Genomic DNA, 24,507 nt, shown 5'->3' on the forward strand with positions numbered 1-24,507 from the left:
ACCTCTACCGACCCGGACCCATTCCATTGCAGCTTATCCCCGCCACCGACCAGCACTGCGCTTTTGCCCGCGATCTTACCCGCCGGGCCATGCTGCGTTACTACCGTGAATTCGATCTGCTCTGGATCGAAGAAGCGTTCGATCAGGCCTGGGGCTGGCGTGAACAATGGTTGATCATGGAAAACGACGAAGTGCTGGGCTTTTGCAGTCTCAGCCAGGATCGTCACGCGCTGTACATCCGTGAATTGCATTTGCTCGAGCAGGCGCGCGGACGGGGCATCGGGGGAGAGGTGCTGGAGCAGTTGGCCGGCTGGGCTGCAGATCGGCGCTTGGGGCAGTTACGCCTGACCGTGTTCAAAAGCAACCCGGCGCAGGCATTGTACCGGCGCCGGGGCTTTGAAGTGGTGGGTGAGGATGAATGCTTTTTGCGTATGCAGCGGGTTATCGGCTAGCGCTCTGTACACACGACAACGCACCTGGTGCCGCCGCCTGTGCCACCCGATTGACACGGACAATACAGCCCTGGCGCTGGGTGGCATCAAGCAAGGGCCCCTGAACGCTCAGCAGGTCGCCGATCAACAGGTTTTGCAACAGCGGTTTTCCTTCGAAGCGATTATGGCCGAGCACCACCTGCTGCACACCCTCGATACGTACCACCGCCTTGCCTGCTGTGCCCAGGACATTGCCGCTGAGGGTCAGCGGCCCCGGCAGCGGCGCGGAGTTGCGCAAGCTGATGGCGTATTCAGGGGTATTGCCGATGCGATTGTTAACCATGATTGCACCGCTCACTTCGCTGGCGTCCACGGCGCTGCCCTGGCTGTTGCCGATCAGGTTGTCTTCGATCAACAGCGGGGCCTGTGTGGAAGGTGCCAGGCTACGCAGTTGCACGCCGTTGCCGCGGCTGTCACCGATCAGGTTGGCACTGAGCAGTAGCGCACCTTGCTGGTCGCTGACTTCAATGGCGGCCTTGCTGGCACCAAGTATCAGGTTGCGCTCGATGCGAGCCACCGATTGTCCGCGCACACGAATGCCGCTGTTGTTGTCGATACCGCGCAGTTGGTTGTTGACCACGCTGACTCGGCTGTCGCGTACGTCGATGGCGTACTGCTGGGACTGTTCGAAGCGGCTGTCGACGATCTGCGCCTGGCTGTGTTGCAGTTCGACGGCGCTGGACAGCTCGTTGAACTGGCTGTTGCGCACGATCACCGTGGCCTGCGCGGTGTTCGCCGACTGTTGGCTGCTCAAGGCAGTGGTCAGGCCTCTGGACAAGTTGGCGTTGTAGCCCAGGCGCTCCAGCGTCGAGCCAATCACCTGGGTATGGCTGCCTGCCCAGGCCACGACGAACGGGCGCCAGGCACGGTCGGTGCTGCTGGGTTTGTCACCGGCAACGCTGGCTAGGCGTGACTGGTTCAGGCCCAACCAGCCTTGGTTGATCAGCGCGGTACCGGAGAAGCTGTACAAATACAGGCTCGTGCCTTCGAGCACCAGGCCGCCATCGCCCGCAATCATCAGCGGGTAGCTGAGCAGGTAACCGTCCTTGTAGCGTTTGATGATGTGCGGGTTGTTCAGGTCATCATGCAGTTGCGCGAGTGTAATGCTGCCGCCACGAACGAGCACCGCTTGTGGGTGGTGTGCCTGATAACCGGCCATGGCCCGAAACAATCCATTGTTGACGAACGGCTCGAACGGCCAGCTACCGGCCTGCGAGGAGAACATCGGTTGCAGGCTGACACTGGCACGGCCGACCGGGCGCGGGCGCTCGGTAACCTGCACGTGCACCGCTTGGCTTACCTGTCGCTGCACCTGCTGCAACTGTGCTTGATGCTCATTCTCGCTGACGACACTCAGCGCTTGCTGCAGCGGCAGGCTTTGGCTTGCGGCCTGCGCCGTGCCTGCGCAGAGCAGGACGGCAAGACAGCAAAGGGATAGAGGGCGCATGGCCATGGCGATTCGTCCTTGGGTTACGGCAATTTGGGGTAGAGCGGCTTGAGCGGGCCGCCAATCTGGCTGTAGTTGTCGACGTCGCCGTCTTCGTTTTCGTACAGCTGGCGCGCCAGGCGATGATCCGGCGTGCGTGCCAGAAAGGGGATAAGCCAGGCCAGTTTATAAGGGGCCACCGAGGTCTGTGACTTGCCCTTGAGTTCAGGCAACTCGTCGGGGTCGAGGATGCTGCGCGCGGCAAAGTTGGCCAGCAGATCCAGGGTCTGTTGATCCTCGGCGCTCCAAGGCAAGTGATTGACCCGCGCCGATTCGGCGAGCAATACCAGAGGAACCAGTGCGTACTGACTGTAGGTGGCGGCCAGCTTGCCCCGAGCGACTTCCAGTGGCAGATAGGCATAACTGCCATCACTGGCTTTGACGGCTTGCTGCAAGCCACGGCGCAGGTTGCCGTCAGCCCACTGGATGAAGTCGTCGCGCTGAATCAACATGCCGGTTGCCGCCACGGCCCAGGCAGCCCAGTAATCATGGTTGTTGAACCAGGCGAAGCTGGAGGCGCGGCGTGGTTGGTATTCAGCAATGATGCGCTCGGCCAATTGGGCGAACCATTCGCGCTGTTGTGCCGACAGTTGTAACTTGCCGTCGCTGGCGGCCTGGGTCATCAGTAAGGTCGAGGCCATTGCCGCCACCGCCCATTTGCGCGCCGCCATGCCGGTGCTGCTGGCGTCCGGGTTGAGCAGGGCGCCGGCTTGTGCCCAGTGTTGCAGCCATTGGTCCTGGCAGGCCAGTGCCATATTGGCTTCCTGTGGCGTTTTCGCCCGCTGGAAGCGCTTGCTGGCATAGATAAGCCCACCAATGAACTGCTTGACCTGCTTGCCGATTTTTTCGCTGTCGGCGTCCGGGCTGCTGCGCAACGTGGACTTGGTCGCATCACGCTGGTCGTACTTGCTCTTCATCTGCAGGCTGCCGGTGTACGGCGCCGGAGGCTCCTTGCTGCACTGTAGGGTACGGTAGTCGGCGATCATCGCCGACTGCGTGGTTGCCCGAGGCGGCCAGATCGAATTGGCTGCCAGGCTTTGACTCAGTTGCAGGCTGGCGCAAAGGCCCAGGGCCAGTACGCTCCAGGTCTTCACAGACATAGTCGAGTTTCCACCTGGGTGGCGGCAGTGCCGGGTTTGGTTGGCTCCATGAACACCGAGAGCAGGTTGGCACCGGCAAATTCCTTGGCGCGGCTCAACTCCAAGTAGTACTGGCCGCCGGTAACCACCGCTTCGCGGCGGAACCAGACCTTGTCCCGAGCACCGTTGTCGTAATAGACGATCACGTAGAAATCCTTGACGTTCTTGTCGCTGATGCGGATATCCAGGAAGCCGCCATTGACGGTCTTGCGCGCTTCGCCTGCGTTGCTGAGCAGCTCGATACGGTCGTTGACCTTCAGCGCAGGACGCTGCAGGCGGTTGGCCATAACTTCGGTGGACACCGGGCAGCCGCCCTTGATCGCCGGAATCAGCTGGCGATACATCAGGTCGGACTCCAACTGATAGTTGGCCGGCAGCTCCCAGATAATCAGCTTGGGCGGCGCCTTGGGCTTGTAGTTCTCCGACAACAGGTATTCGAGCAACGAGCCATCCTGGCCAACGCCCGGCAGGGCGTAGTTGAGGATGTCGACGTCCAGGTATTGCTTGAGGTAGCCGTCGAAGTTGAACTGCTTGCTTTCGTCTTCTCGAGCGGCGGCGTTACTGTCACCAACGAGGATTACCTGCGGATCCGGAGCATCGTCGAACAAGGCATCGGCGCCCTGGTCTTCGGGGATCGTCTGGAAGCCGCGCACGTACTGGAAACCGTAGTTGTTGCCACAGATGTAGCTCAGTGCCAGGTTCAAGGTGCCGTCCTTGGGCAGCATCACCCCAGGCTCGGTGCGATAGTGCTTCTTGTCCAGCGCGGCATAGAACGGCTGGCGCCGGACTTCTTCGGCCAGAAGACGTGCGGTGGCCTCGGCGCCAGCCGGTGTCCAGTGGTGATCGCGGCGAAAGAAAAACTCACCCTCAGGTGGGTTCTGCACCAGTTGCATCATCGGTGCGACCACCGCGCCGCCACTGCGCAGTTGCTGCAGGTAGTTGCCCAAGTTGCCACTGGCGCGATTGAAGTCGAAGCCATGCAGTTTGTCGGCATACAGCTTGTCGCGGTGCATCAGCCCGCGCGTTGGCTGGATGGCCATGGCCACCTGGATGCCCTGACGATGGAAGGTGTCCATCAGGCGGGCGAACTCTGGGCGCATAGGCGCCGGGATGCCGAAATCGTTGGTCAGGTCCACGGCTGAACGAAACAGCCAGCGGTCCTTGCCCGGAACGATTTCCCGCATCAACTTCATGCGGCCTTCGGCGTAGTGCTGGGGGTTGCTCAAACCGGGGCAAACCAGGCACTCCAGGCCTTTGCAGGTGGCCTGGTTACTGTCGGCGGCGACACCCTGCACGCTGAACAGGGCACCTGCGGCGGCGAGGCCAAGGGCGTATAGGCTTTTCATGGCGCCACTCACTCGCTCGCGTCGATGCTGTTGGCCATGCTCATGCTCCGATAGCCAGTACCCTGAGGCAGCAGTACGTAGCTGTAGGAGCGGCCCTTTTTCAGGAACAGCTCGTCGAACTGGGCAACTTTCTGCTGATCGTCATAGGCGGCAAAACCGATCTTGATTTCGTTGACCATACGGCTGCCGGTTTGGTCCTGGCCCAGGGTGTCGACCACGACGCTTTTGCCGTCGACGGTCTTGAGCGCCACTTTGGTCGGGGTCAGGTTATAGAACGCGATTTGCGCTTTTTTCGGCTCGTTGACGTATTTGTCGGCGATCAGGGTCAACTTGCTGCCGTCATAGACCACGGTGCTGGCGGCGTTGGCCTTGAGCTGCGGTTCGATAGCCTTGTTCCCTACGGCGATCTTGTGGCTGCCGGCGGGCGTGAAGCGGTAGCCACTGAGTTGCCCGGCGGCAACGCGCTGAGGGGTGAGTTTGCCGCTCAGGGTCACGTCGATGTTGCTGTCGGACAAGTTGAGGACGCGCACGAAGGCCGAGTCGGCAGGGGCCACGGCGTCGTACAGGTCAGCATTGCCCTCTGCGGCGATGCCCTGGCTGCTGATCAATACGAGGGTAGTGGCGGTGAGCAATTGCTTGAGCGAACGATTCATGATGATCTCCTTGAAAGTCTCAGAAATGTTGGGTCTGGCCGGGTCGGCTCAATGAGCCAAGACGGTGGGCAAGCAGGGTGCGCAGGGGGAACTCCCAGACCACTGTGTCGATCTGTGGGTTGTTCAGGTCGTCGCTGGCCAGGAACTGGTTCATGGCTTCGAACGGCCCGCGGGCTTCCACCGCGACACTGAGCAGGTCGCGGTTGAGGGCTTCTTTGAGAAAGCCTGTGAAGTTCCAGTCGTCGATCTTGCTGTAGCTGGTGCCGACCAGCAGCAGGCTCTGTTGTTCGTCGGCGAACAAGGCGTCACTGTCCTGTTCGGCCTTGAGGGTTTCGTACAGGGCAATCTGATTGGGACCGAACTGCGGGGCCAGTTGTGCATGATTGAACTGCACATAGTTCATCAGGTCGCCCTTGACCGCTTTCTGCGCAACCTTGTGCGACACGTAGCGCTCATCACCCAACAGCTCGGGGCGCTGACGGGCCAGCTCATAGGCGGTCAGACGCGCGCCTTCCGGGCTCCAATGGGTATCGGACTTGAGAAAAAGCTCCGGGCCACCGAGGTTGCTCAAGAACGCTGAACGCACCGGCGTGACGTCGATCTTGTTTGCCTGCAGGCCTGCGACGAAGCGGTCGTACAGACTGATCGCGCGTGGGTCGACAGCACGCTCGGCGTGGCTGGAGTAGATGTCTACTTTCATCGGCAGGGGAAGCACGATCAGGCGCTTGTTGTGTGCCTTGAGCTTTTCTTCCACCTCGGCGATCTGCGCCAACTGACCATCAAGGTTGGCTTGCAGGTTGTTCGGCACACGGTACTCCTGGTTGGTGAACAACCAGCCGTCCTTGCCCAGCACCACACCTTTGGTGCCCTCGCCAAACAGGCGATATTGGGCGTTGGCCCACAGTTCTACCGACGGTTCGCGCAGGAAGAAGCGTTTGTCGTAGACCTGCTCGAATTTGCGCAGCAATTTGCCATCGACAAACAGGTTCCAGGCATCGCTCTGGTTCTTGGCGAAACTGAACACCGGTGGCAGGGAGTAGATGAACATCCCTGCCAGCGCCACGGCAAAAAGAATGCCGTTGACCTTGCTCGCCGAATTCATGACCGGGTACATGGCGGTCTCCTAAAACTGAAAATACAGGAAGGGTGAAAAGGAGTTCGCCGCCAGGCTGCTCAGGGCCAGGGCGAAGCCGGCCCACAGCAGCACGGCCTTGAGGCCACCGACATGACGCATGAAGTAGTGCTCTTTGTTGCCGGCGTAGTAACGCACGTTGTTGCTACCGGCCAGCACCAGCCAGCAGAGCGCGACGACCGCAAATGACATGGCCATTTTCGAGGCACCAAATACATAGAGGTCCAGCGACCCCAGGCCATTGAGACCGAACAGCGCCTGGTAGATATCCAGGCTGTGGCGCAGGTCGTTGGTGAAGAACAGCGGCATACTCAGGATGATCAGCACGAAGGTGCGCAGGTTGCGCCCCAGGTGATAAGGCGTGGTGATCTTGGTTGCCAGGTTGTACTTGCGTTCGATGACCATGCCCAGGCCAAAGAACAGACCCCAGCAGATAAAGGCAAAACTCGCACCGTGCCACAGTCCCGACAGCAACATGGTGTAGACCAGCGCTGGCAATGCGCCGGCAACGCGCTTGCGCACCAGCGGCATGTACACGTAATCGCGCAGGAAATGCGCCAGGGTCATGTGCCAGCGTGCCCAGAACTCGGTGATGCTCTGGGACACGTACGGCTGGTTGAAGTTTTCCGGGAAGCGGAACCCCATCATCAATGCCAGGCCCAAGGCCATATGACTGTAGCCAGCGAAGTCGAAGTACAGCTGCAGGGTCGAGACCATCAGGCCGAACCAGGCGTCACTGAGCTGCAATGTGCCTTCGCTGATGAACAGCACGTTGATCGGCGCCAGTTGGTCGGCAATCAGTACCTTCATGATAAAGCCGAGCATGAAGCGACAAACCCCGAGGGAAAACAGCTCCAGAGAGTGAGTACGTTGGCGCAGCTGCGGAGCCAGTTGGCTGTAACGCAGGATCGGGCCGGCAACCAGGTGCGGGAACAACGCCACGAAGGCGGCGAAGTCGATGAAGTTGTTCGTTGGCGTGGCATCTTTGCGGTAGATGTCGACGATGTAGCTCAGGGCGTGGAACACATAGAAGGAAATGCCCAACGGCAGGAAGATCGTTTCCAGGGTCCAGGTGTTGATGCCCAGTGGCGCGAGCAGGGCGGCAAGTACTTCAGCGCCGAAGTTGGCGTACTTGAAGTAACCCAGGGTCGACAGGTTGCCGATGATGCCGATCCACAGCAGGCGTAATGCCCAGCGTTTGTCACCTGCGTCCAGGCGCGCCTTGATACGCAGGCCGAACCAGTAGTTCCAGTAGGTGATGGCAACGAACAGCAGCAAAAAGTCAGGTCGCCACCAGGCATAAAAGATGTAGCTGGCAGCGACAATGACGGTCGAGCGCCACTGCGGGCGCGACAGGAAGTACACCGCCAGGAACAAAGGCAGGTACAGGAACAGAAAGACGTTGGAGGCGAAGATCATCGAAGGGTCCGTCCTTAGTAGCTGACTACGACGCCGAGGCTCAACTGGTAATCGTCACCGGTTTTCAATGCACTACCGGCATTGAGGTAACTGGCGCTGACCAACGCGTTGACATCCAGGTGCTTGCCGTCGAGTGCCACCGGAAACATCTTCCAGTAGTAGTTGAGGTCGAGCATTTGCCCGACGTTGTCGCCCTTCCCGTACTGGCCATTGTCGAGTTGCCTCTGGCGCTTGCTGCGGCTGTCGCTGGCCATGCGGATCGGCACCACGCCATCGTCGTCGCGCATGTTCAGTTGGGTAAGACGCAGGTCCAGGGCGCTGCGCGGGGTGGGTTGGGTTTCCAGGGCGATGCCGTAGTAACTCAGGTTCTGCAGATCAATGCTGACAAAGGAGCTGGTCAGGCGCGTGCTGTACGAGCCTTGGCGCGTGATGCGGTCGGACTGGATGGTGTTGAGGCGGAAACCGTCGTTGTCGTCGCTGGGCTTGTCGGTGAGGCCGCCGCGCAGGGCCACGCGCGGGGTCCACGGCAGGGTATCGAAGCGCTTGCCGACTTCACCCAAAGCGACCCAACCCTTGCTGCTATGGCCAGTGCTGGTCACACCAGTGCCATTGGTGTTGTCCATCTTGCCATCGAGCGCGGCAAGTTCCACGTGGTAGTCGCTGATGACCGCCGACGGCAGATTGTCGCCCTTGAAGAACAGTCCGTAGCGCATGCCCTTGAAGTCGTAGCGGTCGTCGACATCATGGTCGCTGCGGTCGTTCTCGTACATCATGCGCACGCCGGCTCGGTTGTTCTCGCTCCAGCGGTAGGCGTATTCGCCCATCACATAGAGCGTGCGTTCTTCGCTGGCCGGGAGGCTGTTGACGTCGGTGTTGTAGTTATGGAATTTCTGGCCCACGGCGAGGAAGGCGTCGGAAAAGGTGTCCTTGTAGTTGAAACGCACAGACTCAAGGCTGTCGTCCCACCACAGGCCGTAGTCATCGAAGAAACGCTGACGGCCGAATGACATCGAGTAGCGCGGATCGTCGCCGATCAGGTTGCGCTTCACATACAGCTCGCGCAGCTCGGCATACCAGCCTTGCGGTTGCTCACGAACGTTATTGTTGTTGGTAGATTCGTTCTGCAGGTTGCCCGACTGGCTGGAGTCGTAGTTCAGCCACATGCGGCCGTAGACCATCCACTTGGCCCAGCGTTTTTCCGGCGAATACCAGGCGAACGAAGGCTCATAGCGCAGGCTGTAGAACTTCTCGCGGTCGCGGTCGACCTGTGAGTCTTCCGGACCGTAGCCGGTCTGTACCGTAAGCTTGTTGAAAAACTCCGAGGTGATGACAGGCGTGCTGCCATCGCTGGGCATCACTCGCACAGGTTCGGTGCTATCAGCTTCAGGGCCGGTGATTTCTTCTGCGGCCATGGCCGGGTATAGCGGGGTCAGGGCCAGCAGGGCACCGAACAATGAGTGATGCGCTTTCACAGGGTTGTCTCCTTCAACAGATCGGCGCGCGCCGCCAGGGCGCGGTCGATGTCATCCTTTTTGAGAGTTTTTTCCAGGCGCTTGATCAAGCTGCGCGCACCGTTTTCACCGAGTTCCATCGCCACCTGGGCGTAGGCGTAGGCTTTGACCGGGTCATGACAGATGGCGCGGCCGTAAGCATGCAAGGTCGCCATGCGGTACCAGGCGGTGGTGGAACCGGCGTCGGCCTGGGCCTGGAAAATTTGCAGGGCTTTTTCTTGATCCGGTTGATCTTCCACACCTTTGCTGTAGTACTCGGCCAGCAGCAGTTGAGCGTCGGGGTAATGGCTGGCGATCAGTTCATCGATCAGCGCCCGGGCCTTCTGCGGGTCGAGTGTCAGCCAGTTGTTGACCATGTAGAAAGACGCCTGCAGGACCTTGGCGCGGGTGGGTTCGCGGGCCTGCACCTGGTCGATCAGGGCCTGGGTTTCCTCGGCGTTGTGCTCGGTGGGCGTGGAAATCATGAAGTTGGCTCTGGACACCATGGCCGGTACGAAGCCACGGTCGGCGGCGTTGTCACGCCAGCGGTGGGCTTCGGCCAGGGCCGCATCGAGGACATCGCGTTGAGCCTTTTCCGCCGCCAGTTGCGCCGCATCGGGTTGCGTACCGGCAGGGCCCATGGCAGCGCTTTGGCGCGCGTAGCGGTCTGCTTCGAAATCAGCGCGCTGCACACTGCTGATGCTTTCGAGCAGTGAGCCAATGCGCTGCACAATCTCAACTGCAAGGGTAGAGCGCTGGGGCTCAAGGCTACGGGCGAAGACCGGAAACGCGCGGTCCTGATCGTCACCCAGGAAGCGGTAATAACGATCGATTGCGCGCACGTCCACACGCGCCGCCTGCTGGTACCAATGCTCTGCGCCCTGACGATCGCCTTGGCGTTCAGCCAGCACGGCACGGAAAAGCTCCGGGCGGCAGTTGAGCAGGCACGACTGCTGGTACAGCGCCAGCAGTTGCTCGGCATCGCCGGTGGAAACCAATTGCGGGTAGACCAGGAACACCTCAAGGGTGGTACTGGCGTTGCGCGGGTCCAGGGTAGCCGGGTAGCGCGTCAGGGCCTGGGCCATCCAGTCGCGTTGTTCCTGTTGCAGGCTGGGGGTGCGGTCGAGCAGGCGTGCCAGGGAAGTCAGCGCCGGAATCTGACCGTGGCCGTCCGCGAATGCCTCCTTGTACAGGCCGATGATTTCCATGCGGTTGGCACCATTGGTGCTGGCCAGGACATCGCCCAACAACAGCTTGGACGCCAGGTCGCCACGCTCCGACAGCAGGCGCAGATCGCCGCTGACATTAGCACTCGGGTCCTTGTACAGCGCGTAGCGGATCTGATCCAGACTCTGTCCGGCCGAGACGGCGCCGGCACAAGCCACGCACAGGCTGGCCAGCAACAGGCGGGAGGGCATCATCGCGTTCATCGCCAATTCTTCCTTTTTGCTCAGCGCGATGCCGTGAACGGCAGGCTCAGGAACAGATCAACAGCCACCGGCTTCTGATAAGCCTCGCGCGGCAATGGGGAGTCCGGGGCGATGGTCAGCGCCAGGTTTTTGTTGACCTCGTCGACACGGGAATCCACTACCTTGCCGGTGAAGTTTTCATCCAGACCAAACACCTTCATATCCACCGACTTCACTCGGGAGATATCGGCCAGCTTGTCGAAGGGCACGTTGGCGGTGACGAACAGGCCTTCATTGCGCGGTAGCAAGTGCATCAGCGGCGCCTGCTTGTAGCCATAACCATCGAGAGGCTTGGTGGGGAAGTAGACTTCGCAATCGCACGGGCTGTTGATCACCGTTTCGATAGTTGCGCGCCCAAGCAGGGTCTGCAGGTCGCCTGGCGACAGATCCGCCACGGCTTTCATGTCCGCAGGGCTGGTGAAGCTGGTAGCCAACTGGGTAGAGATATTGGCCAAGGGTTGACCGGCCTTCACATCCGCCTGGCCGGGCTTGAGGAGGAACTTGACGTAGCCGTTGTCGGGCATGCTGATGACTTGCGCGTTGGCTGAAACCTGCGCCTGTACGGCAGGAATGCGGAAGAACAGCATGTAGCTCTTGTAGGCCACGAAGCCCGCTGCGGCGAGGCCGGCAGCGGCATAGAGCAGGGTACCGGCCACGGCCTTGAGGCGATCGCTGCCGTTGCGCGCACTGGCGTGCTGTTGCTTGCGTTCCTTGATGTAGTTTTCTCGCTGCATCACGTTGAACAGACCGTTGATGTCGGCAATTTCGCCCGATAGGTAGGCACTGATGATGTAGCGCAAGATGTCGCGCTTTTGCGCATCCAGGTCGACGAACTGCGCACCTACTTCCTCACCGCGCTGGGAAACGATGCGCACTTTACTGTCCAGGCTCAGGTTCAACTGATTCAGGCGCAGGCGAATCGAGGCGTTGTACAGGCTGCCGATGGTCAGCGGCTTGTCGTGACGCAGGCCAATGCCGCCCAGGGAGATGTCCTGCACGTTGGTTTCGATGGTGGGCTGGCCGGCCGCTGTAAGGGTGATGTGGGCATTGATCCGGGTGCGCACGTGCTGGCGTTCGTCGATAGCTTCGTGAACGACATTGGCTGCAGCTTTAGCGGGAACTGTAGGTGTACTTGAGCTACTCATGGCAGGCGCCTTTCCTTAACGTTGCGTGAGTTCGAGAAGAACCGAGATAACCCCGAAGAAAATCGCGATGGAGGAGAACAACATCGCTTTCGAGGACCAGCGGTTCAGGGCTGCATCGAAGTCGACGCTGCCGTTGCTTAAAGTGGTTTTCTGTCGGGTCCAGCGCTGCTGGTCCATGTGGAACAGCGCATAGATCTTCATCACCGAGCCGACGATCTGGTTGTAATAAAGAACAAAGGGGTACATCGGGCTGACCGGGTGGCCGGCAAACAGGAACAGCACAGTGACAATGCTGCGCGACAACAACACCCAGAACAGGTACACCAGCAGGTACTGGATGCCAAACACGACGCCAGCCACTACCGAGGCGGTAAGGCCCATCAGGCAGGTCCACATCGATACCCGTTGATCGAGCAGTACATACAAGGTGAACAGGCCCAGGCGCGCACGACCGAGCAGGGCGGTGGCGCGAAAGTTCTGTCGCAACGAGTTGCCGTACCAGCGGAACATCAGCAGTCGCGTGGCCCGCCAGAAACTGTTGTCTGGTGGATGCTCGACGGTCAGGGTATTGCTGTCGGGCACGTAGAAGGTGTCCCAGCCGGCGCGCATCAAGCTCAGCCACGATGATTTGTCGTCACCGGTGAGGAACTGGAAGCGACCCAGGCGCCAGTGCTCGAGAAAGTCGGCCTCGACGTCGCGGATGAAGGCTGGGTCGGTCATGACGCTGGCGCGGAAGAACGACAAGCGTCCGGTCAGGGTCAGTACGCGGTGCGACAGGGCCATGGAACACATGTTGATGTGGCGCTGGACGAAACGCATCGAGTGCCACTGGCGCATCAGGTTGCTGCCTTCGACTTCGCAGAACTCGTTGGTGGTCAGGCCGCCGACCTTGGGCAAGTAGGCGAACAGTTTCACCGCACGTTCCACGCAGCCGGGCAGCATCATGGTGTCGCCATCGACCACACCGACAACCGAGTCTTCCAGTGGCATCTGCCGCGACAAAGCACGAAACGCATGGGCCAGGCCATCACGCTTGCCGGTGCCACGGGCGCGGACGATAACCAGCTTGATATCGTCGCGGCCCTTGACCTCGTTGCGCATGATTTCCTTGATGAACTGCTCGTCACCTTTTTCGACAATCGAAGCGATCACCGTGCAGGGCACATTGAGCCGTTGTATTTCCTGGAAAACCGACTGGTAGACCTTGAAGGTGGTATGGGTTGGAATGCGAAAGCTGGTCACCACCATGAACATATGTGCCGGCAGCGCGGCGTCACCCATGCGCTCCACAGCCTTGCGGATGCGTGGAAACTTCCAGTGCAGGAAGTACATGCCACGCAGGTAGTGCACGATGGCATTGCCATAGCGCCACATTCCCAAGGTGCCGATGATGAAGATGAAGCTGTGGTGGCTTGGGTCCAGATACGCCGGAGCGATCATTTCCGAGGCCAGGGCGATCAGGCCGAACAGGCAGGCCCAGGCGCAAAAGCTTGCGGCTCCCCGGCGTGCGCCTGAAGGCGGTTGTTGCTGTCGTTCCATCTAACCGTTGCTCCGTTCTACAGGCACATGGGCCTGACTGAAATGCGCACTTACCAGGCCCGGCCGCGAGGCGGCAGGCAGAAAACGGCAGGTGTTCGGTTCAGTCAGGCGCAAACCTGGATTGCTTGCCCGTTGCTCTCTACGTAGCTTGGGCGTTACCAGCAGATACCCTGTTGGCTGTCGTTGCTGCCATGGGGCATGAAGCCGACCAGGTCGATGACCTGTTTGTCACTTGCAACATCCAGTGCCTGGGCGAAGCTATCGTCGTTGTTACCGAGCACAATCACGTCGGCGCCGTTGATCACTGTGTTGAGGTCATTGCACAGCAGCGACGACACATGGGGGATCTTCGATTCGATGTAGTCGCGATTGGCACCGAAGACACGGGCGTATTCGACGTTGGCATCGTAAATGGTCAGCTCGTAGCCTTTGCCGATGAGCATTTCTGCCAGTTCCACCAATGGGCTTTCGCGCAGGTCGTCAGTGCCGGACTTGAAACTCAAGCCGAGAAGACCGATACGACGTTTGTCCTGGCGGGCAATCAGGTCGAAAGCGTTGCGCACCTGATTGCGGTTGCTGTCCATGATCGAGGCCAGTAGAGGGTGCTCGACGTCCAGTTGTCCGGCGCGGTAGGTGAGGGCGCGTACATCTTTGGGCAAGCAAGAGCCGCCAAAGGCAAAACCTGGACGCAGGTAGTAACGCGACAAGTTGAGTTTGTAGTCCTGGCAAACCACGTCCATTACTTCACGGCCATCGACGCCGGAGGCCTTGGCGATGTTGCCGATTTCGTTGGCAAAGCTGACCTTGGTCGCATGCCAGACGTTGCAGGTGTACTTGATCATTTCGGCGACTTCGATCGACTTGCGAATCACCGGCGCATCAAGGCCCTTGTACAACGATTCGAGAAGGTCGCCAGACTGAGCGTCCAGTTCCCCGATCACGGTCATTGCCGGGAAGTCGTAGTCTTGGATAGCGGTGCTTTCACGCAGGAACTCAGGGTTCACCGCAACCCCGAAGTCAATCCCGGCACGTTTGCCCGAAGCGGCTTCAAGCAGCGGGATGACCACGTTCTTGGCGGTGCCTGGCAGGACAGTACTGCGCACCACTACGGTGTGGCGACTGGCTTTGTCACGCAGCGCCATGCCAATTTCGCGGCACACCGCCTCCATGTAGACCAGATCCAGGTCACCGTTTTTCTTGCTCGGGGTGCCGACGCACAACAGCGACATTTCCGTAGCCAGTACCGCAGCTTGAACATCGGTGGTGCCACGCAGACGACCACGGTTGACGCCATCGAGCAACAGTTGCTCAAGCCCAGGCTCGACAATAGGAGACTTGCCCTGGTTGATCATGTCGATCTTGTCCTGGGAAATGTCGACCCCTAGCACCTGATGACCCCGGGAGGACAGGCATCCCGCACAGACTGCACCTACATAACCCAATCCAAAAATACTGATATTCATAGTTCCCTCTTGCGAGCACAGCCTGGCTGTCCCGGTTACTCAGTTTATCGGTGAAATCGATGCGGCGAGCGCGCGATATCGTATCGCGCGCTGGACAGGCGAAGGCCGTGTGTTCGTTCTCTTGTTTATATCCTAAGGGGAGTTTTTTTAGTTAGGCAAGCAATCTGTTGTTTGATATTGAATTCAAACTAATATTAATTCATTGCAAATTAAAAACTGTTTAAAATCAATGACTTAAAGTTGTCAATTAGTTGCGCGTCAAAAAATAGTTTCTTGTCAGTCGTCGACTAAATGGCGTCAAGAAATGAGTTTTTTGGGGTTTTGGCCAGATTTTGACGGTTTTGTGGCGGGCCTTTTGACGGGTTTGTCAGTTGGTTTTCTGATCTTGATGTTTTGCACTTAGTTGCCTGAGATAAATAGTAGTTGGGTAATTATCGAAATGGGCAAAGTGCCATCGCTTATGCGTGGAAAGTTCATCGGCCGGTAGTCAAGTCGAAGCAACTCAATAGAGAAGGTCATTGTTAAACCACTACTCTCGAGTATGTTGCTCGGCTTGTGCAGCGCTTGTCCTCCCGTGCATAGTGGCGCTTGAGTGGCCTATCTGGCAGGAATGCGTGGATAGCAGGCATGGACGATGGACCAAGGACATAGAACTGCAATGAACGGAATCGGACCCCGTCTACGGGAAGAAAGGGAGCGTCTGGGCCTTACCCAGCGCGTTTTCGGTGACATTGGCGGTGTCGAGCCCAACGCCCAAGGCAAATATGAGAGTGGTGAACGTACACCCAAGGCCGACTATATGGCCGCCGTGGCCGCCAGGGGCGTCGATGCCCTGTATGTACTGAGCGGTACACGTACGCCGGTAGCCCAGGGCACCCTTAGCTCCGAAGAGGTCAGTTTGCTCGGTGCATTTCGCGCCCTGCCCACGGCCGACCAGGCCGCGGTCCAGCATTTGCTCGGTAGTCTCGCCAGCGCTCTGCCACGCACATGTGCGCTGGTTTGCGAGGCGGACCCGGTAGTCTTTGACCGCGTGGCGGCAAAGGACAAACGGGTGTCGATTTGATGACCTGTTCCGTTAGCTCTGGCACTTGGTTTTTGCTAAGGTGGCGGCATCCAATTGCCGCCGCAGTGTGAGGTGTCTGCTTGATTAGGGTCCTGGTGGTCGATGATCACGATCTGGTACGTACAGGCATCACCCGTATGCTGGCCGATATCGATGGTTTGCAGGTAGTGGGCGAGGCTGACTCTGGCGAGGCATCCTTGAAGGTGGCACGTGAGCTCAAGCCTGACGTCGTCCTCATGGACGTGAAAATGCCCGGCATCGGAGGCCTTGAGGCGACGCGCAAATTGCTGCGCAGCCACCCCGATGTAAAAGTGGTGGCGGTGACTGTCTGTGAAGAAGACCCGTTTCCGACTCGGTTGCTACAGGCCGGCGCAGCTGGTTACCTGACCAAAGGGGCAGGGCTCGACGAAATGGTGCAGGCCATTCGCCTGGTCTTTGCAGGTCAGCGCTATATCAGCCCGCAAATTGCCCAGCAACTGGCACTGAAACCGTTCCAGCCGCAAGGCTCGCCATTCGATACGCTGTCAGAGCGAGAAATCCAGATCGCCCTGATGATCGTCGGTTGCCAGAAAGTACAGATCATCTCCGATAAGCTGTGCCTGTCCCCGAAAACGGTGAATACTTACCGGTATCGAATTTTCGAAAAACTCTCGGTCACCAGCGACGTCGAGCTGACGCTGTTGGCGGTCCGCCATGGCATGGTTGACGCCAATCTCTGAACTCATGATTCCTGTGTTTGATGCAAGTGCCTTTCTGGCGACCTGCAGTGGTCGCCCAGGCGTTTACCGGATGTTCGACGGTGAAGCCCGGCTGCTGTATGTCGGTAAGGCAAAAAACCTCAAGAAGCGCCTGGCCAGTTATTTTCGCAAAACTGGCCTGGCGCCGAAGACGGCTGCGCTGGTGGCGCGTATTGCCCAGGTCGAAACCACCATTACCGCCAACGAGACCGAAGCGCTGCTGCTCGAGCAGACGCTGATCAAGCAGTGGCGGCCGCCGTATAACATTCTGTTGCGCGACGACAAGTCATATCCCTATGTGTTTCTCTCCGATGGTCCGTTTCCGCGCCTCGGCATTCACCGCGGAGCCAAGAAACAGAAGGGCAAGTACTTCGGCCCCTATCCAAGTGCCGGGGCAATTCGCGAAAGCTTGAGCTTGTTGCAAAAGACCTTCTTTGTTCGCCAATGTGAAGACAGCTACTACAGCAACCGCACCCGCCCATGCCTGCAGTACCAGATCAAGCGCTGCAAGGCCCCCTGTGTCGGCTTGGTCGAGCCCGAGGAATATGCCATCGATGTACGCCACTCGGTGATGTTCCTCGAGGGGCGCAGTCACCAATTGACCAATGAACTCAATGCTGAGATGGAACAGGCGGCGATGGCCTTGGAATTTGAAAAGGCCGCCGAGCTGCGCGATCAGATCGGGCTGCTGCGCAGGGTCCAGGACCAGCAGAGTATGGAGGGCGGCAGTGGCGATGTGGATGTCGTCGCGGCGTTTACCAACCCTGGTGGCGCCTGTGTGCACTTGATCAGTGTGCGCGGTGGGCGTGTTTTGGGAAGCAAGAATTTCTTTCCGCAGGTTGGGATCGAAGAGGATGTGGCCGAGGTGATGGCCGCGTTTCTCTCGCAGTACTATATAGGTAACGCCGAGCGCGACCTGCCGGGCGAATTGATCGTTAACGTGGTGCATGAAGATTTCGCTGCGTTCACCGCGGCCATCGAAACCTTGCGCGGGCGCGAACTGACCATCAGCCATCGGGTGCGCGGTACCCGTGCGCGCTGGCAGCAGTTGGCGGTGACCAACGCCGAACAGGCCCTCGGCGCCCGCCTGGCGAACCGTCAGCACATGGCGTCACGCTTTGAAGCCTTGGCTCAGGTGCTGGCCCTCGATGAGGTGCCTCAACGCCTTGAGTGCTACGACATCAGTCACTCCAGTGGCGAGGCCACCGTAGCATCCTGCGTGGTGTTTGGGCCGGAGGGGCCGCTGAAATCGGACTACCGACGCTTCAACATCGAAGGCGTCACCCCGGGCGATGATTATGCGGCCATGCATCAGGCCCTGACTCGCCGCTTCGGGCGCATCAAGGACGGAGAGGGCAAGTTACCAGACGTGCTGTTGGTCGACGGCGGCAAGGGCCAGTTGAACATGGCCCGCGATGTGCTGCAGGAATTGGCGGTGCCAGACCTGATTCTGCTCGGCGTGGCCAAAGGCGTAACCCGCAAGGCGGGCTTTGAAACCTTGTACCTCAACGATGCGGCCCACGAGTTCACCCTCAAGGGCGACTCGCCAGCGTTGCACTTGATTCAGCAGATTCGTGACGAAGCGCACCGCTTTGCCATTACCGGCCACCGTGCCCGACGCGGTAAGGCCCGACGTACCTCCAGCCTTGAAGATGTAGCTGGGGTAGGACCAAAACGCCGTCGTGACCTGCTTAAACACTTCGGTGGCCTGCAGGAATTGACCCGTGCCAGCATCGAAGAAATCGCCAAAGCACCGGGAATCAGTAAAAAGCTTGCCGAGTCGATTTATGCGACCCTGCATAGCGAGTAGAATGCCCCCTCACTTTGCAGCCAGTTGTGCCGATGAATATCCCAAATCTACTTACAGTTCTTCGCGTCCTGCTCATTCCGATCTTCATTTTGCTGTTTTATGTTCCGTACCATTGGAGCTATATCGCAGCGAGCAGTGTCTTTGCTGTTGCAGCGGCCACCGACTGGCTTGACGGCTACCTGGCCCGCCGACTGCAGCAGAGCACACCCTTCGGAGCCTTCCTCGACCCCGTGGCGGACAAGTTGATGGTCGCTGTGGCCTTGGTGCTGTTGGTGCAGGTCCATGCAAACTTCTGGCTGACATTGCCAGCAGCGGTGATCATCGGTCGTGAGATCGTGGTATCGGCCCTGCGCGAATGGATGGCCGAGTTGGGCGCACGGGCACATGTCGCGGTGTCGAACCTGGGCAAGTGGAAAACCGCCGCACAAATGCTCGCGCTGGTGATTCTGTTGGCCAATCCGCCGGTGATGACCTTCTGGGTGATTTTGGGCTACGTCTTGCTGATGATTTCCGCAGGCCTGACCTTGTGGTCTATGGTGCACTACCTGCGCGCCGCCTGGCCGCACCTGCGCGAAGGTTCGGAACAAAAATAAAGCTTTTTTGAATCAAGGGCTTGACGGCGTTCCGTGAATCTATAGAATGGCCGTCACCAAATGCGGGAATAGCTCAGTTGGTAGAGCACGACCTTGCCAAGGTCGGGGTCGCGAGTTCGAGTCTCGTTTCCCGCTCCAAATATAGATCTGGGAATTTCATTAATTCTGTAGATCATCGAAAAAAGACGCTTCGGCGTCTTTTTTCGTTTCTGTGCAGCCCATTTGCGCCGACGGCAAACACTACCTGTCAGAAATGCCAGTTACTTCATTGCTCACTTCTGCGTACCTTCAAACCTATACCGCAATGGCGCATTCACGGAGGAAAGCCATGAGTAGGCCAATCAGGTCGTTCGCACTTAGTGGACTGATTTTTTACCACGTCAGCGCCTATGCCGCGCCTGGTGCGGCGACTGTAGACTCTATACAGCACCATTTCGCGCCCTGTTACGCGGCAGGTCAAAAGGTCAATTGTGAAGTCTCGGGCGTCGCTCGTATCGGCGAAGCCTTGTTGCTCGCCAATGACAAGCCTTTGCCCAACCCAGCTGATTCAGCTGTATTCACAATGGCGCTCAAGAACAACCAGATCATTGGCACTCCCAGCTACCTGGCAGTAGACGTGCTGCGCAGAGCAGACAAATATGAGGCGCTGACCACGACGTTGGATGGCAAGTTCGTCATCGCGAGCACTGCGTTCAACAAGGAGGGCAGCGAGCAGCAGGCTGCAGCAGATGCGCTCAGTACGCTGCTTTACTGGCCCGTCGATGCACCAGAAAAGGCGCAGGTCATTTCTCCTTCCACGCGTGGCAATGTCACAAGCTCACGCAGTTTGCGAGAACACATCAGCCACGCCATCGGTACTCCCTATTACCAGATCGAAGCCTTGACGACCGCTCCCGGCGACCGTCTGCTGGTAGGAATTCGTAAGCATGGACCTAGCAAAAAAGCAGCAGGTTTCTCATTCCTGCTGCTTTCTGTACCGTTCGCCATCACCGACAGCGGCTTCGTGTTGGGAGATAGTTTTGAGGTTGTCTGGAATCTCCCTGCCGACCAACTGATGCAGGCTCTTGATTTGCCTGCCGGCTCTCATCCCGAGTTAGGGATTTCCGCTATTGAATTCGATCGCTACAACCAGGACCGATTCTATGCTGCAACGAGCTTTGAACGCGGTAATACACTGGGTGGGTTTCTGTGGGTTCTGCCGCTGGAGGGCGATAAGCCGGGTAGACCACAAGCGGTGAGGCTCAAGGATGGCTCACCGCTCCAATTCACCAATAAGCCTGAAGGGGTTGAGGTGCTCGATAACAGCCATGTTCTGGTTGTACACGACGACGATCGGGTCAGGATGAACAACCCTGATACAGGCGTTGTGCGGCAACCGCACGAGTTTGCCTACAGCGTTATAACGTTTTCGCGTGACTAGGAGTTTGCGCGCTAACGTGCAATGTACGCCCCCGTGAGTGCATCTTTATAGACAGCAACAGATTCAACCCAACGTATCGGCAATCACAATGACTTCATCCAACAAGCGTTGATGGTGCGCTTGAGAGACATCGGCAAGCCCGCTGAGTGGGTCGCTCAGCACCACGTCGCCAGTGGAGGCGCGGACCATGAAATTACTGATTTCAAGGTCGATGGCAACGTCGGTGTTCCTGATGTACTCCGGCAGCAGGCGCTTCATGGCTTCGACAGCCTGTTGCGTGTACGGCTCGACAGGGGCGTCGTTCAGCTTCGTCAACAAGTTGCATTTGTCGGCCTGCGTACCTAACAGGTCGCCGTCGTCACAATCGGTCAGATGCACCAGCAGGTGCGCGACCGCGGCGCGCTGGGCAGGGTAGTCCTGCAGGCTCTCCAGACGTTCGAGATGGGCCAGCCACAGGTACTCGGCGCCGTAGTCACTCTCGTCGTACAGGGCGACGGCGCCGTAGTCTGCAAGCACTCCGACCACGCCAGGCAGGCCAAGCTGGCGCGCTTTTGCGGCGAAATCATGGGTGGCGTTGTCGGAAGACAAACGATGCACCGATGCCGCTGTTTCGCCCTCGAACAGCACGCTGAACGAACCTGTATTGATGATCTGTTTTCCCAAGAGGGGCGAGCGAGCGCGAACCGCTTCAAACATTGCACCCTCTAAAACCCGCTGATGCGAAAAATCCATCCTTGCCAACTCCTGTTGATTGACTACATCCGCTTGGCCTTGGACAACGTGCAAGGATCTCAAGGCAACTGCGGATCGGCTTCCAGCAAGTGGGGACTATACGAGTTGTGGCACGATTTTCGTAGGCCTTGTGTGCAGAAGAGGGCTGCTGGCGGCGCTTTCGCGCATAACAGCGACTGTGTACTATCGCGGCAGGCCGATGCTGCCTGCCGCTCGCTCCTCATTGGAAAGGTGAAAGCATCTCTGCTCCAAACCCTCTCGAGTCACTCTTGAACGTCGAGGTTTGGCAATGCGAGCACCAACATGCTTCGACGCCAGGAGGATTTATGCTGTCAATCGAGAAAGCCAAGCGCATGGCCAAGCGCCTGCGAAGCGCTTTGCAAGCGAGCGATCATGAAGTGTCTCACGCCAACGCGCTTGAGCTGGTCGCTCGGCAACTGGGTTACAAGGACTGGAACACCGCTGCGGCGCTGTTGCCGGCCGAGGCACCGCAACCGGTCATTACCTTTGACAAGGCCATCCCGATCTTGCGGATGTTCGACGAAACCAAGGCCCGCGAGTTCTACCTCGATTTCCTCGGTTTCAGCGTTGAATTCGAGCATCGATTCGAAGCGGATCTGCCGCTGTACCTTGGGCTCAACCGCGACGGGTTGCAGTTGCACCTGTCCGAGCACCATGGCGATGCCAGCCCTGGAACGACAATCTTTGTACCGATGCACAACATCGAGTTGCTTCGTGACGAGCTGCTTACCAAGCGCTATGGCTACGGGCGTCCAGACATCGTTGAACAGGGCTGGGGCAAACTGTTGGAGGTGTACGACCCATTCGGCAATCGGATCAGGTTCTGCGAAAGCTGATTGCACAACAGGCGTTTCACTTCAGGTGGGCGCCTTGCATCCACCGTTGCGAGTACATTTCATTGCACACCCCTTACCAATTACCCAACGCCATTGCCCGATTTATTGGCGGCAATCAACTTATTGCCGACGAGGTGGGCGAGTCGCCCTGCAACGTCTTCAGCTTCACTCGAGGCAATGAGCGTTTTTTCCTCAAGGCCTGCAATTCGATCTATTCGTCCACGACCTACAGCGTTGTACGTGAAGCGCAGGTGCTGCAATGGCTGGATGGCCGGCTGAATGTTCCCGAGGTCGCCGTGGTTGCTCAAAGCGATGCCGGGCAGTTCATGATCACGCGTTGCGTACCTGGCGAACCGATACAAACCCGTAGCGACGATCAGGACACAATACTGGCGTTGTTTCGCGAAGCACTTCGGCAGTTGCAGGCTGTGGAGATCAGCGATTGCCCATTCGACTCGAGTGTTTCGCTGCGGCTGAATGAACTGGAATACCTCGTCGCCCACGATTTGTGTGCGGACGATGTCGATCTGCAGCAATGGCCGAATCTTACCAGCCCCAACAGGTTTCTGGCCCACCTGTACGCTACGCGACCGCTTGAAGAAAAGGCGTTCAGTCATGGCGACCTCTGCGACACCAACGTTTTCGTCGACGCCCACGACCATTTGCATTTCATTGACTTGGGGCGCGGCGGTATCGCCGATCGTTGGCTGGACATCGCCTTTGCCCATCGAAACCTGCGCGAAGATGTTTCGGATATAGCAGCAAACAGTCTGCTTTTGGGAGTTGGCGAGCCGGACCAAGTGGCCAAGCGGGTGTTTTTCGAGCAGTTGGATGAGTTGTTTTAAGTGTTGAGCGAGGGCTGCGAAATGGCGCCTCGTCAGTCCACCTGAAAGCTCGGTACTGATTACCCGTTTGTACGGGAGGTGAGTAGCGAATGACGAGCGGGGAACGGTCCGAAGCTGTCCTTACACATTGCCAATCAACCCCAAAACAAATAATAATGCGATCAATTCCCATTTGAGATTCCCGTCATGTCGGCTGAGTCCGCTCCTCTGTCCGCCGCTGTAGCTGAACTTTACGTTGAACACAGTCCGTGGCTCCGCGGCTGGTTACGCAAACGCATGGGCGACTATAGCGATGCAGCCGACCTGGTACAGGACACCTTCGTCAAAGTCATCAAGGCAAACAGTGCACTGGAAATTCGCGAGCCTCGGGTTTACCTGACGACAATAGCCAAGGGCCTGATGATTGACCTGTTTCGCCGCCGCTCGTTGGAACAGGCATACCTCGAAACCCTGGCAAACCTACCCGCCGCTCTAGTCCCGAGCGCCGAGGCGCAAACGGTGCTGTTTGAAACATTGATGGAGCTGGATCGAATGCTCGCAGGGCTTGGCGCGCGGGTGCGCGAGGTCTTCATCCTGTCGCAACTCGACGGCATGACGTACGCTCAAATTGCTGAGCAACTCGGTATTTCCCTGCGTACGGTCAATAGCCACATGGCCAAAGCCATGGAGCACATCTGCCTGCTGCAGTGGGAGCCCAGTGAATGAGCTTGTCGCCTTCACCTGCCCAACGTGAGGCCATACGTGACGCAGCCCGCTGGTACGTGCAGTTGTCCTCGGGCATGGCCACCGCCGATGACCGTGCAAGTTGGCAATGCTGGCATGACAGCAACCCCTTGCATCAGCAGGCGTGGCAACGCATGCAGGCGGTCACCAATCCCCTGGAGTGTCTGCCTCGATCACTGGTCTCTTCAACGCTATTGAGCGCCGGGCGCACTCGCCGACAGGTGCTCTATGGTTTGGCGATGCTGCTGGGCGGCGGCACAATTGCGTCGCTGAGCTGGCGTAGCGATATGCGCCGGGAGCTGACCGCTGACCAGCGCACTGGCGTGGGCGAGCTGCGCACCCTGACATTGGCAGACGGCAGCCGGGTAATGCTCGACACCGACAGCGCTCTGGAGGTGCAGTTCGATGCTCAACAGCGACTGCTGGTGCTACGTCGTGGCCAGGTGTCGATCACCACTGCCGCCGACCCAGGCGCCCGGCCTTTTCTGGTCGATACCCGCTATGGCCGGATACGCGCCCTGGGCACCCGCTTCATCGTCAGTGTCGATGACCAGGGCAGCGAAGTGGCCGTTCTGGAGAAGGCTGTGCAACTGTCGTATGGCGCTACTCAGCACCTGCGCCTGGAGGCCGGTCAACGGGTGGCATTTGGAGCGTCGGGTATCGGTACCGTGCGTGCCAACGATGCTGCGGTTGGCGCTTGGCAGGACGGCAGTCTGATCGCCATCGACCAGCCTCTGGGCGAACTGCTTGCCCAGTTGTCCCGCTATCGTCCCGGTTTGCTGTTCTGCGATCCGCAGGTGGCGGCGATGAAGATCTCCGGCGCGTTCCCGATTACCGACACAGACCTGGCGCTGGCGGCACTGCAAAGCGCCTTTGCGCTCAACGTGCATCGCCGTAGTCGATATTGGGTAACGGTCACAGCGCGGCGCTGATTTTTTTGTTTGATGTTGCACTT

22 protein-coding genes and 1 tRNA gene are annotated in these 24,507 nt (G+C 58.7%); 11 read left to right on the top strand and 12 right to left on the bottom strand.

Features of this window, described 5'->3' with window-relative positions:
- Window positions 1–20: 20 nt before the first annotated feature.
- Window positions 21–452 (top strand): N-acetyltransferase, encoded by a 432-nt coding sequence (locus tag D3Z90_RS10135; protein WP_136478910.1) that lies wholly within the window; start codon window positions 21–23, stop codon window positions 450–452.
- On the opposite strand, the gene D3Z90_RS10140 is transcribed toward D3Z90_RS10135, so the two are convergent.
- From D3Z90_RS10140 to D3Z90_RS10190, 11 genes are all read right to left on the bottom strand, one after another.
- Window positions 442–1,944: a right-handed parallel beta-helix repeat-containing protein gene (locus D3Z90_RS10140; protein ID WP_256658343.1), complete on the bottom strand. Its 1,503-nt coding sequence runs from the start codon at window positions 1,942–1,944 to the stop codon at window positions 442–444. The two genes, D3Z90_RS10135 and D3Z90_RS10140, sit on opposite strands and share 11 nt — an antisense overlap.
- Window positions 1,945–1,961: 17 nt before the next feature.
- A complete protein-coding gene (locus D3Z90_RS10145) occupies window positions 1,962–3,077 on the bottom strand; it encodes a polysaccharide lyase (protein ID WP_136475610.1) in 1,116 nt (371 codons plus the stop codon).
- Window positions 3,068–4,462 carry an alginate biosynthesis protein AlgX gene (locus D3Z90_RS10150; protein WP_136475611.1) on the bottom strand — a complete coding sequence of 465 codons (1,395 nt, stop codon included), beginning with the start codon at window positions 4,460–4,462 and terminating at the stop codon, window positions 3,068–3,070. The genes D3Z90_RS10145 and D3Z90_RS10150 overlap by 10 nt, the downstream gene beginning before the upstream one ends.
- 8 nt (window positions 4,463–4,470) lie before the next feature.
- Window positions 4,471–5,115, bottom strand: coding sequence for an alginate O-acetyltransferase AlgF (locus D3Z90_RS10155; protein WP_136475612.1), 645 nt, complete (start codon window positions 5,113–5,115; stop codon window positions 4,471–4,473).
- A 19-nt stretch (window positions 5,116–5,134) separates the two neighbouring features.
- Window positions 5,135–6,229, bottom strand: a complete 1,095-nt coding sequence (locus D3Z90_RS10160) for an alginate O-acetyltransferase (RefSeq protein WP_136475613.1) — start codon at window positions 6,227–6,229, stop codon at window positions 5,135–5,137.
- 9 nt (window positions 6,230–6,238) lie between these two features.
- A complete protein-coding gene (locus D3Z90_RS10165; protein WP_136475614.1) occupies window positions 6,239–7,666 on the bottom strand; it encodes an MBOAT family protein in 1,428 nt (475 codons plus the stop codon).
- Window positions 7,667–7,680: 14 nt separating this feature from the next.
- On the bottom strand, window positions 7,681–9,138 hold the full coding sequence (locus D3Z90_RS10170; protein ID WP_136475615.1) for an ion channel protein AlgE: 1,458 nt from the start codon (window positions 9,136–9,138) through the stop codon (window positions 7,681–7,683).
- Window positions 9,135–10,586, bottom strand: a complete 1,452-nt coding sequence (locus D3Z90_RS10175) for a sel1 repeat family protein (protein WP_136475616.1) — start codon at window positions 10,584–10,586, stop codon at window positions 9,135–9,137. The genes D3Z90_RS10170 and D3Z90_RS10175 overlap by 4 nt, the downstream gene beginning before the upstream one ends.
- Window positions 10,587–10,606: 20 nt before the next feature.
- Entirely contained in the window at window positions 10,607–11,770 is a 1,164-nt protein-coding gene (locus D3Z90_RS10180) for a PilZ domain-containing protein (RefSeq protein ID WP_136475617.1), read from the bottom strand.
- Window positions 11,771–11,785: 15 nt separating this feature from the next.
- Window positions 11,786–13,309, bottom strand: coding sequence for a glycosyltransferase (locus D3Z90_RS10185; RefSeq protein WP_136475618.1), 1,524 nt, complete (start codon window positions 13,307–13,309; stop codon window positions 11,786–11,788).
- Window positions 13,310–13,464: 155 nt separating this feature from the next.
- Window positions 13,465–14,772, bottom strand: a complete 1,308-nt coding sequence (locus D3Z90_RS10190; RefSeq protein ID WP_136475619.1) for a nucleotide sugar dehydrogenase — start codon at window positions 14,770–14,772, stop codon at window positions 13,465–13,467.
- A gap of 658 nt (window positions 14,773–15,430) precedes the next feature.
- Between D3Z90_RS10190 and D3Z90_RS10195 the strand changes: the two genes are divergently transcribed.
- From D3Z90_RS10195 to D3Z90_RS10220, 6 genes are all read left to right on the top strand, one after another.
- Window positions 15,431–15,835 (top strand): helix-turn-helix domain-containing protein, encoded by a 405-nt coding sequence (locus tag D3Z90_RS10195; RefSeq protein ID WP_136475620.1) that lies wholly within the window; start codon window positions 15,431–15,433, stop codon window positions 15,833–15,835.
- Between the two features lie 80 nt (window positions 15,836–15,915).
- Window positions 15,916–16,554 carry a UvrY/SirA/GacA family response regulator transcription factor gene (gene uvrY, locus D3Z90_RS10200; protein ID WP_136475621.1) on the top strand — a complete coding sequence of 213 codons (639 nt, stop codon included), beginning with the start codon at window positions 15,916–15,918 and terminating at the stop codon, window positions 16,552–16,554.
- Window positions 16,555–16,558: 4 nt separating this feature from the next.
- Window positions 16,559–18,382: an excinuclease ABC subunit UvrC gene (uvrC, locus tag D3Z90_RS10205; protein WP_136478912.1), complete on the top strand. Its 1,824-nt coding sequence runs from the start codon at window positions 16,559–16,561 to the stop codon at window positions 18,380–18,382.
- Between the two features lie 32 nt (window positions 18,383–18,414).
- Window positions 18,415–18,975 carry a CDP-diacylglycerol--glycerol-3-phosphate 3-phosphatidyltransferase gene (gene pgsA, locus D3Z90_RS10210; RefSeq protein ID WP_136475622.1) on the top strand — a complete coding sequence of 187 codons (561 nt, stop codon included), beginning with the start codon at window positions 18,415–18,417 and terminating at the stop codon, window positions 18,973–18,975.
- 62 nt (window positions 18,976–19,037) lie between these two features.
- Window positions 19,038–19,113, top strand: a tRNA-Gly gene (locus D3Z90_RS10215).
- 190 nt (window positions 19,114–19,303) lie between these two features.
- Window positions 19,304–20,395: a hypothetical protein gene (locus D3Z90_RS10220; protein WP_168198454.1), complete on the top strand. Its 1,092-nt coding sequence runs from the start codon at window positions 19,304–19,306 to the stop codon at window positions 20,393–20,395.
- A 63-nt stretch (window positions 20,396–20,458) separates the two neighbouring features.
- Here the strand turns inward: D3Z90_RS10220 and D3Z90_RS10225 are convergent, their stop codons facing one another.
- Complete coding sequence (locus D3Z90_RS10225; RefSeq protein WP_218571424.1) at window positions 20,459–21,091, bottom strand: hypothetical protein; 633 nt, start codon at window positions 21,089–21,091, stop codon at window positions 20,459–20,461.
- A gap of 362 nt (window positions 21,092–21,453) precedes the next feature.
- Between D3Z90_RS10225 and D3Z90_RS10230 the strand changes: the two genes are divergently transcribed.
- The 4 genes from D3Z90_RS10230 to D3Z90_RS10245 all read left to right on the top strand — a co-directional run bounded on the left by D3Z90_RS10230 (window position 21,454) and on the right by D3Z90_RS10245 (window position 24,484).
- Window positions 21,454–21,984, top strand: coding sequence for a glyoxalase superfamily protein (locus D3Z90_RS10230; RefSeq protein WP_136475623.1), 531 nt, complete (start codon window positions 21,454–21,456; stop codon window positions 21,982–21,984).
- A gap of 62 nt (window positions 21,985–22,046) precedes the next feature.
- Window positions 22,047–22,829 (top strand): APH(3') family aminoglycoside O-phosphotransferase, encoded by a 783-nt coding sequence (locus D3Z90_RS10235; protein WP_218571425.1) that lies wholly within the window; start codon window positions 22,047–22,049, stop codon window positions 22,827–22,829.
- Window positions 22,830–23,015: 186 nt separating this feature from the next.
- Window positions 23,016–23,534, top strand: coding sequence for a sigma-70 family RNA polymerase sigma factor (locus D3Z90_RS10240; RefSeq protein WP_136475625.1), 519 nt, complete (start codon window positions 23,016–23,018; stop codon window positions 23,532–23,534).
- The gene (locus tag D3Z90_RS10245) at window positions 23,531–24,484 is read left to right on the top strand and encodes a FecR domain-containing protein (protein WP_136475626.1); all 954 of its coding nucleotides are present in this window, start codon (window positions 23,531–23,533) and stop codon (window positions 24,482–24,484) included. The genes D3Z90_RS10240 and D3Z90_RS10245 overlap by 4 nt, the downstream gene beginning before the upstream one ends.
- Window positions 24,485–24,507 lie beyond the last annotated feature (23 nt).

The organism is Pseudomonas sp. DG56-2 (assembly GCF_004803755.1).
GTDB lineage: Bacteria > Pseudomonadota > Gammaproteobacteria > Pseudomonadales > Pseudomonadaceae > Aquipseudomonas > Aquipseudomonas auratipiscis.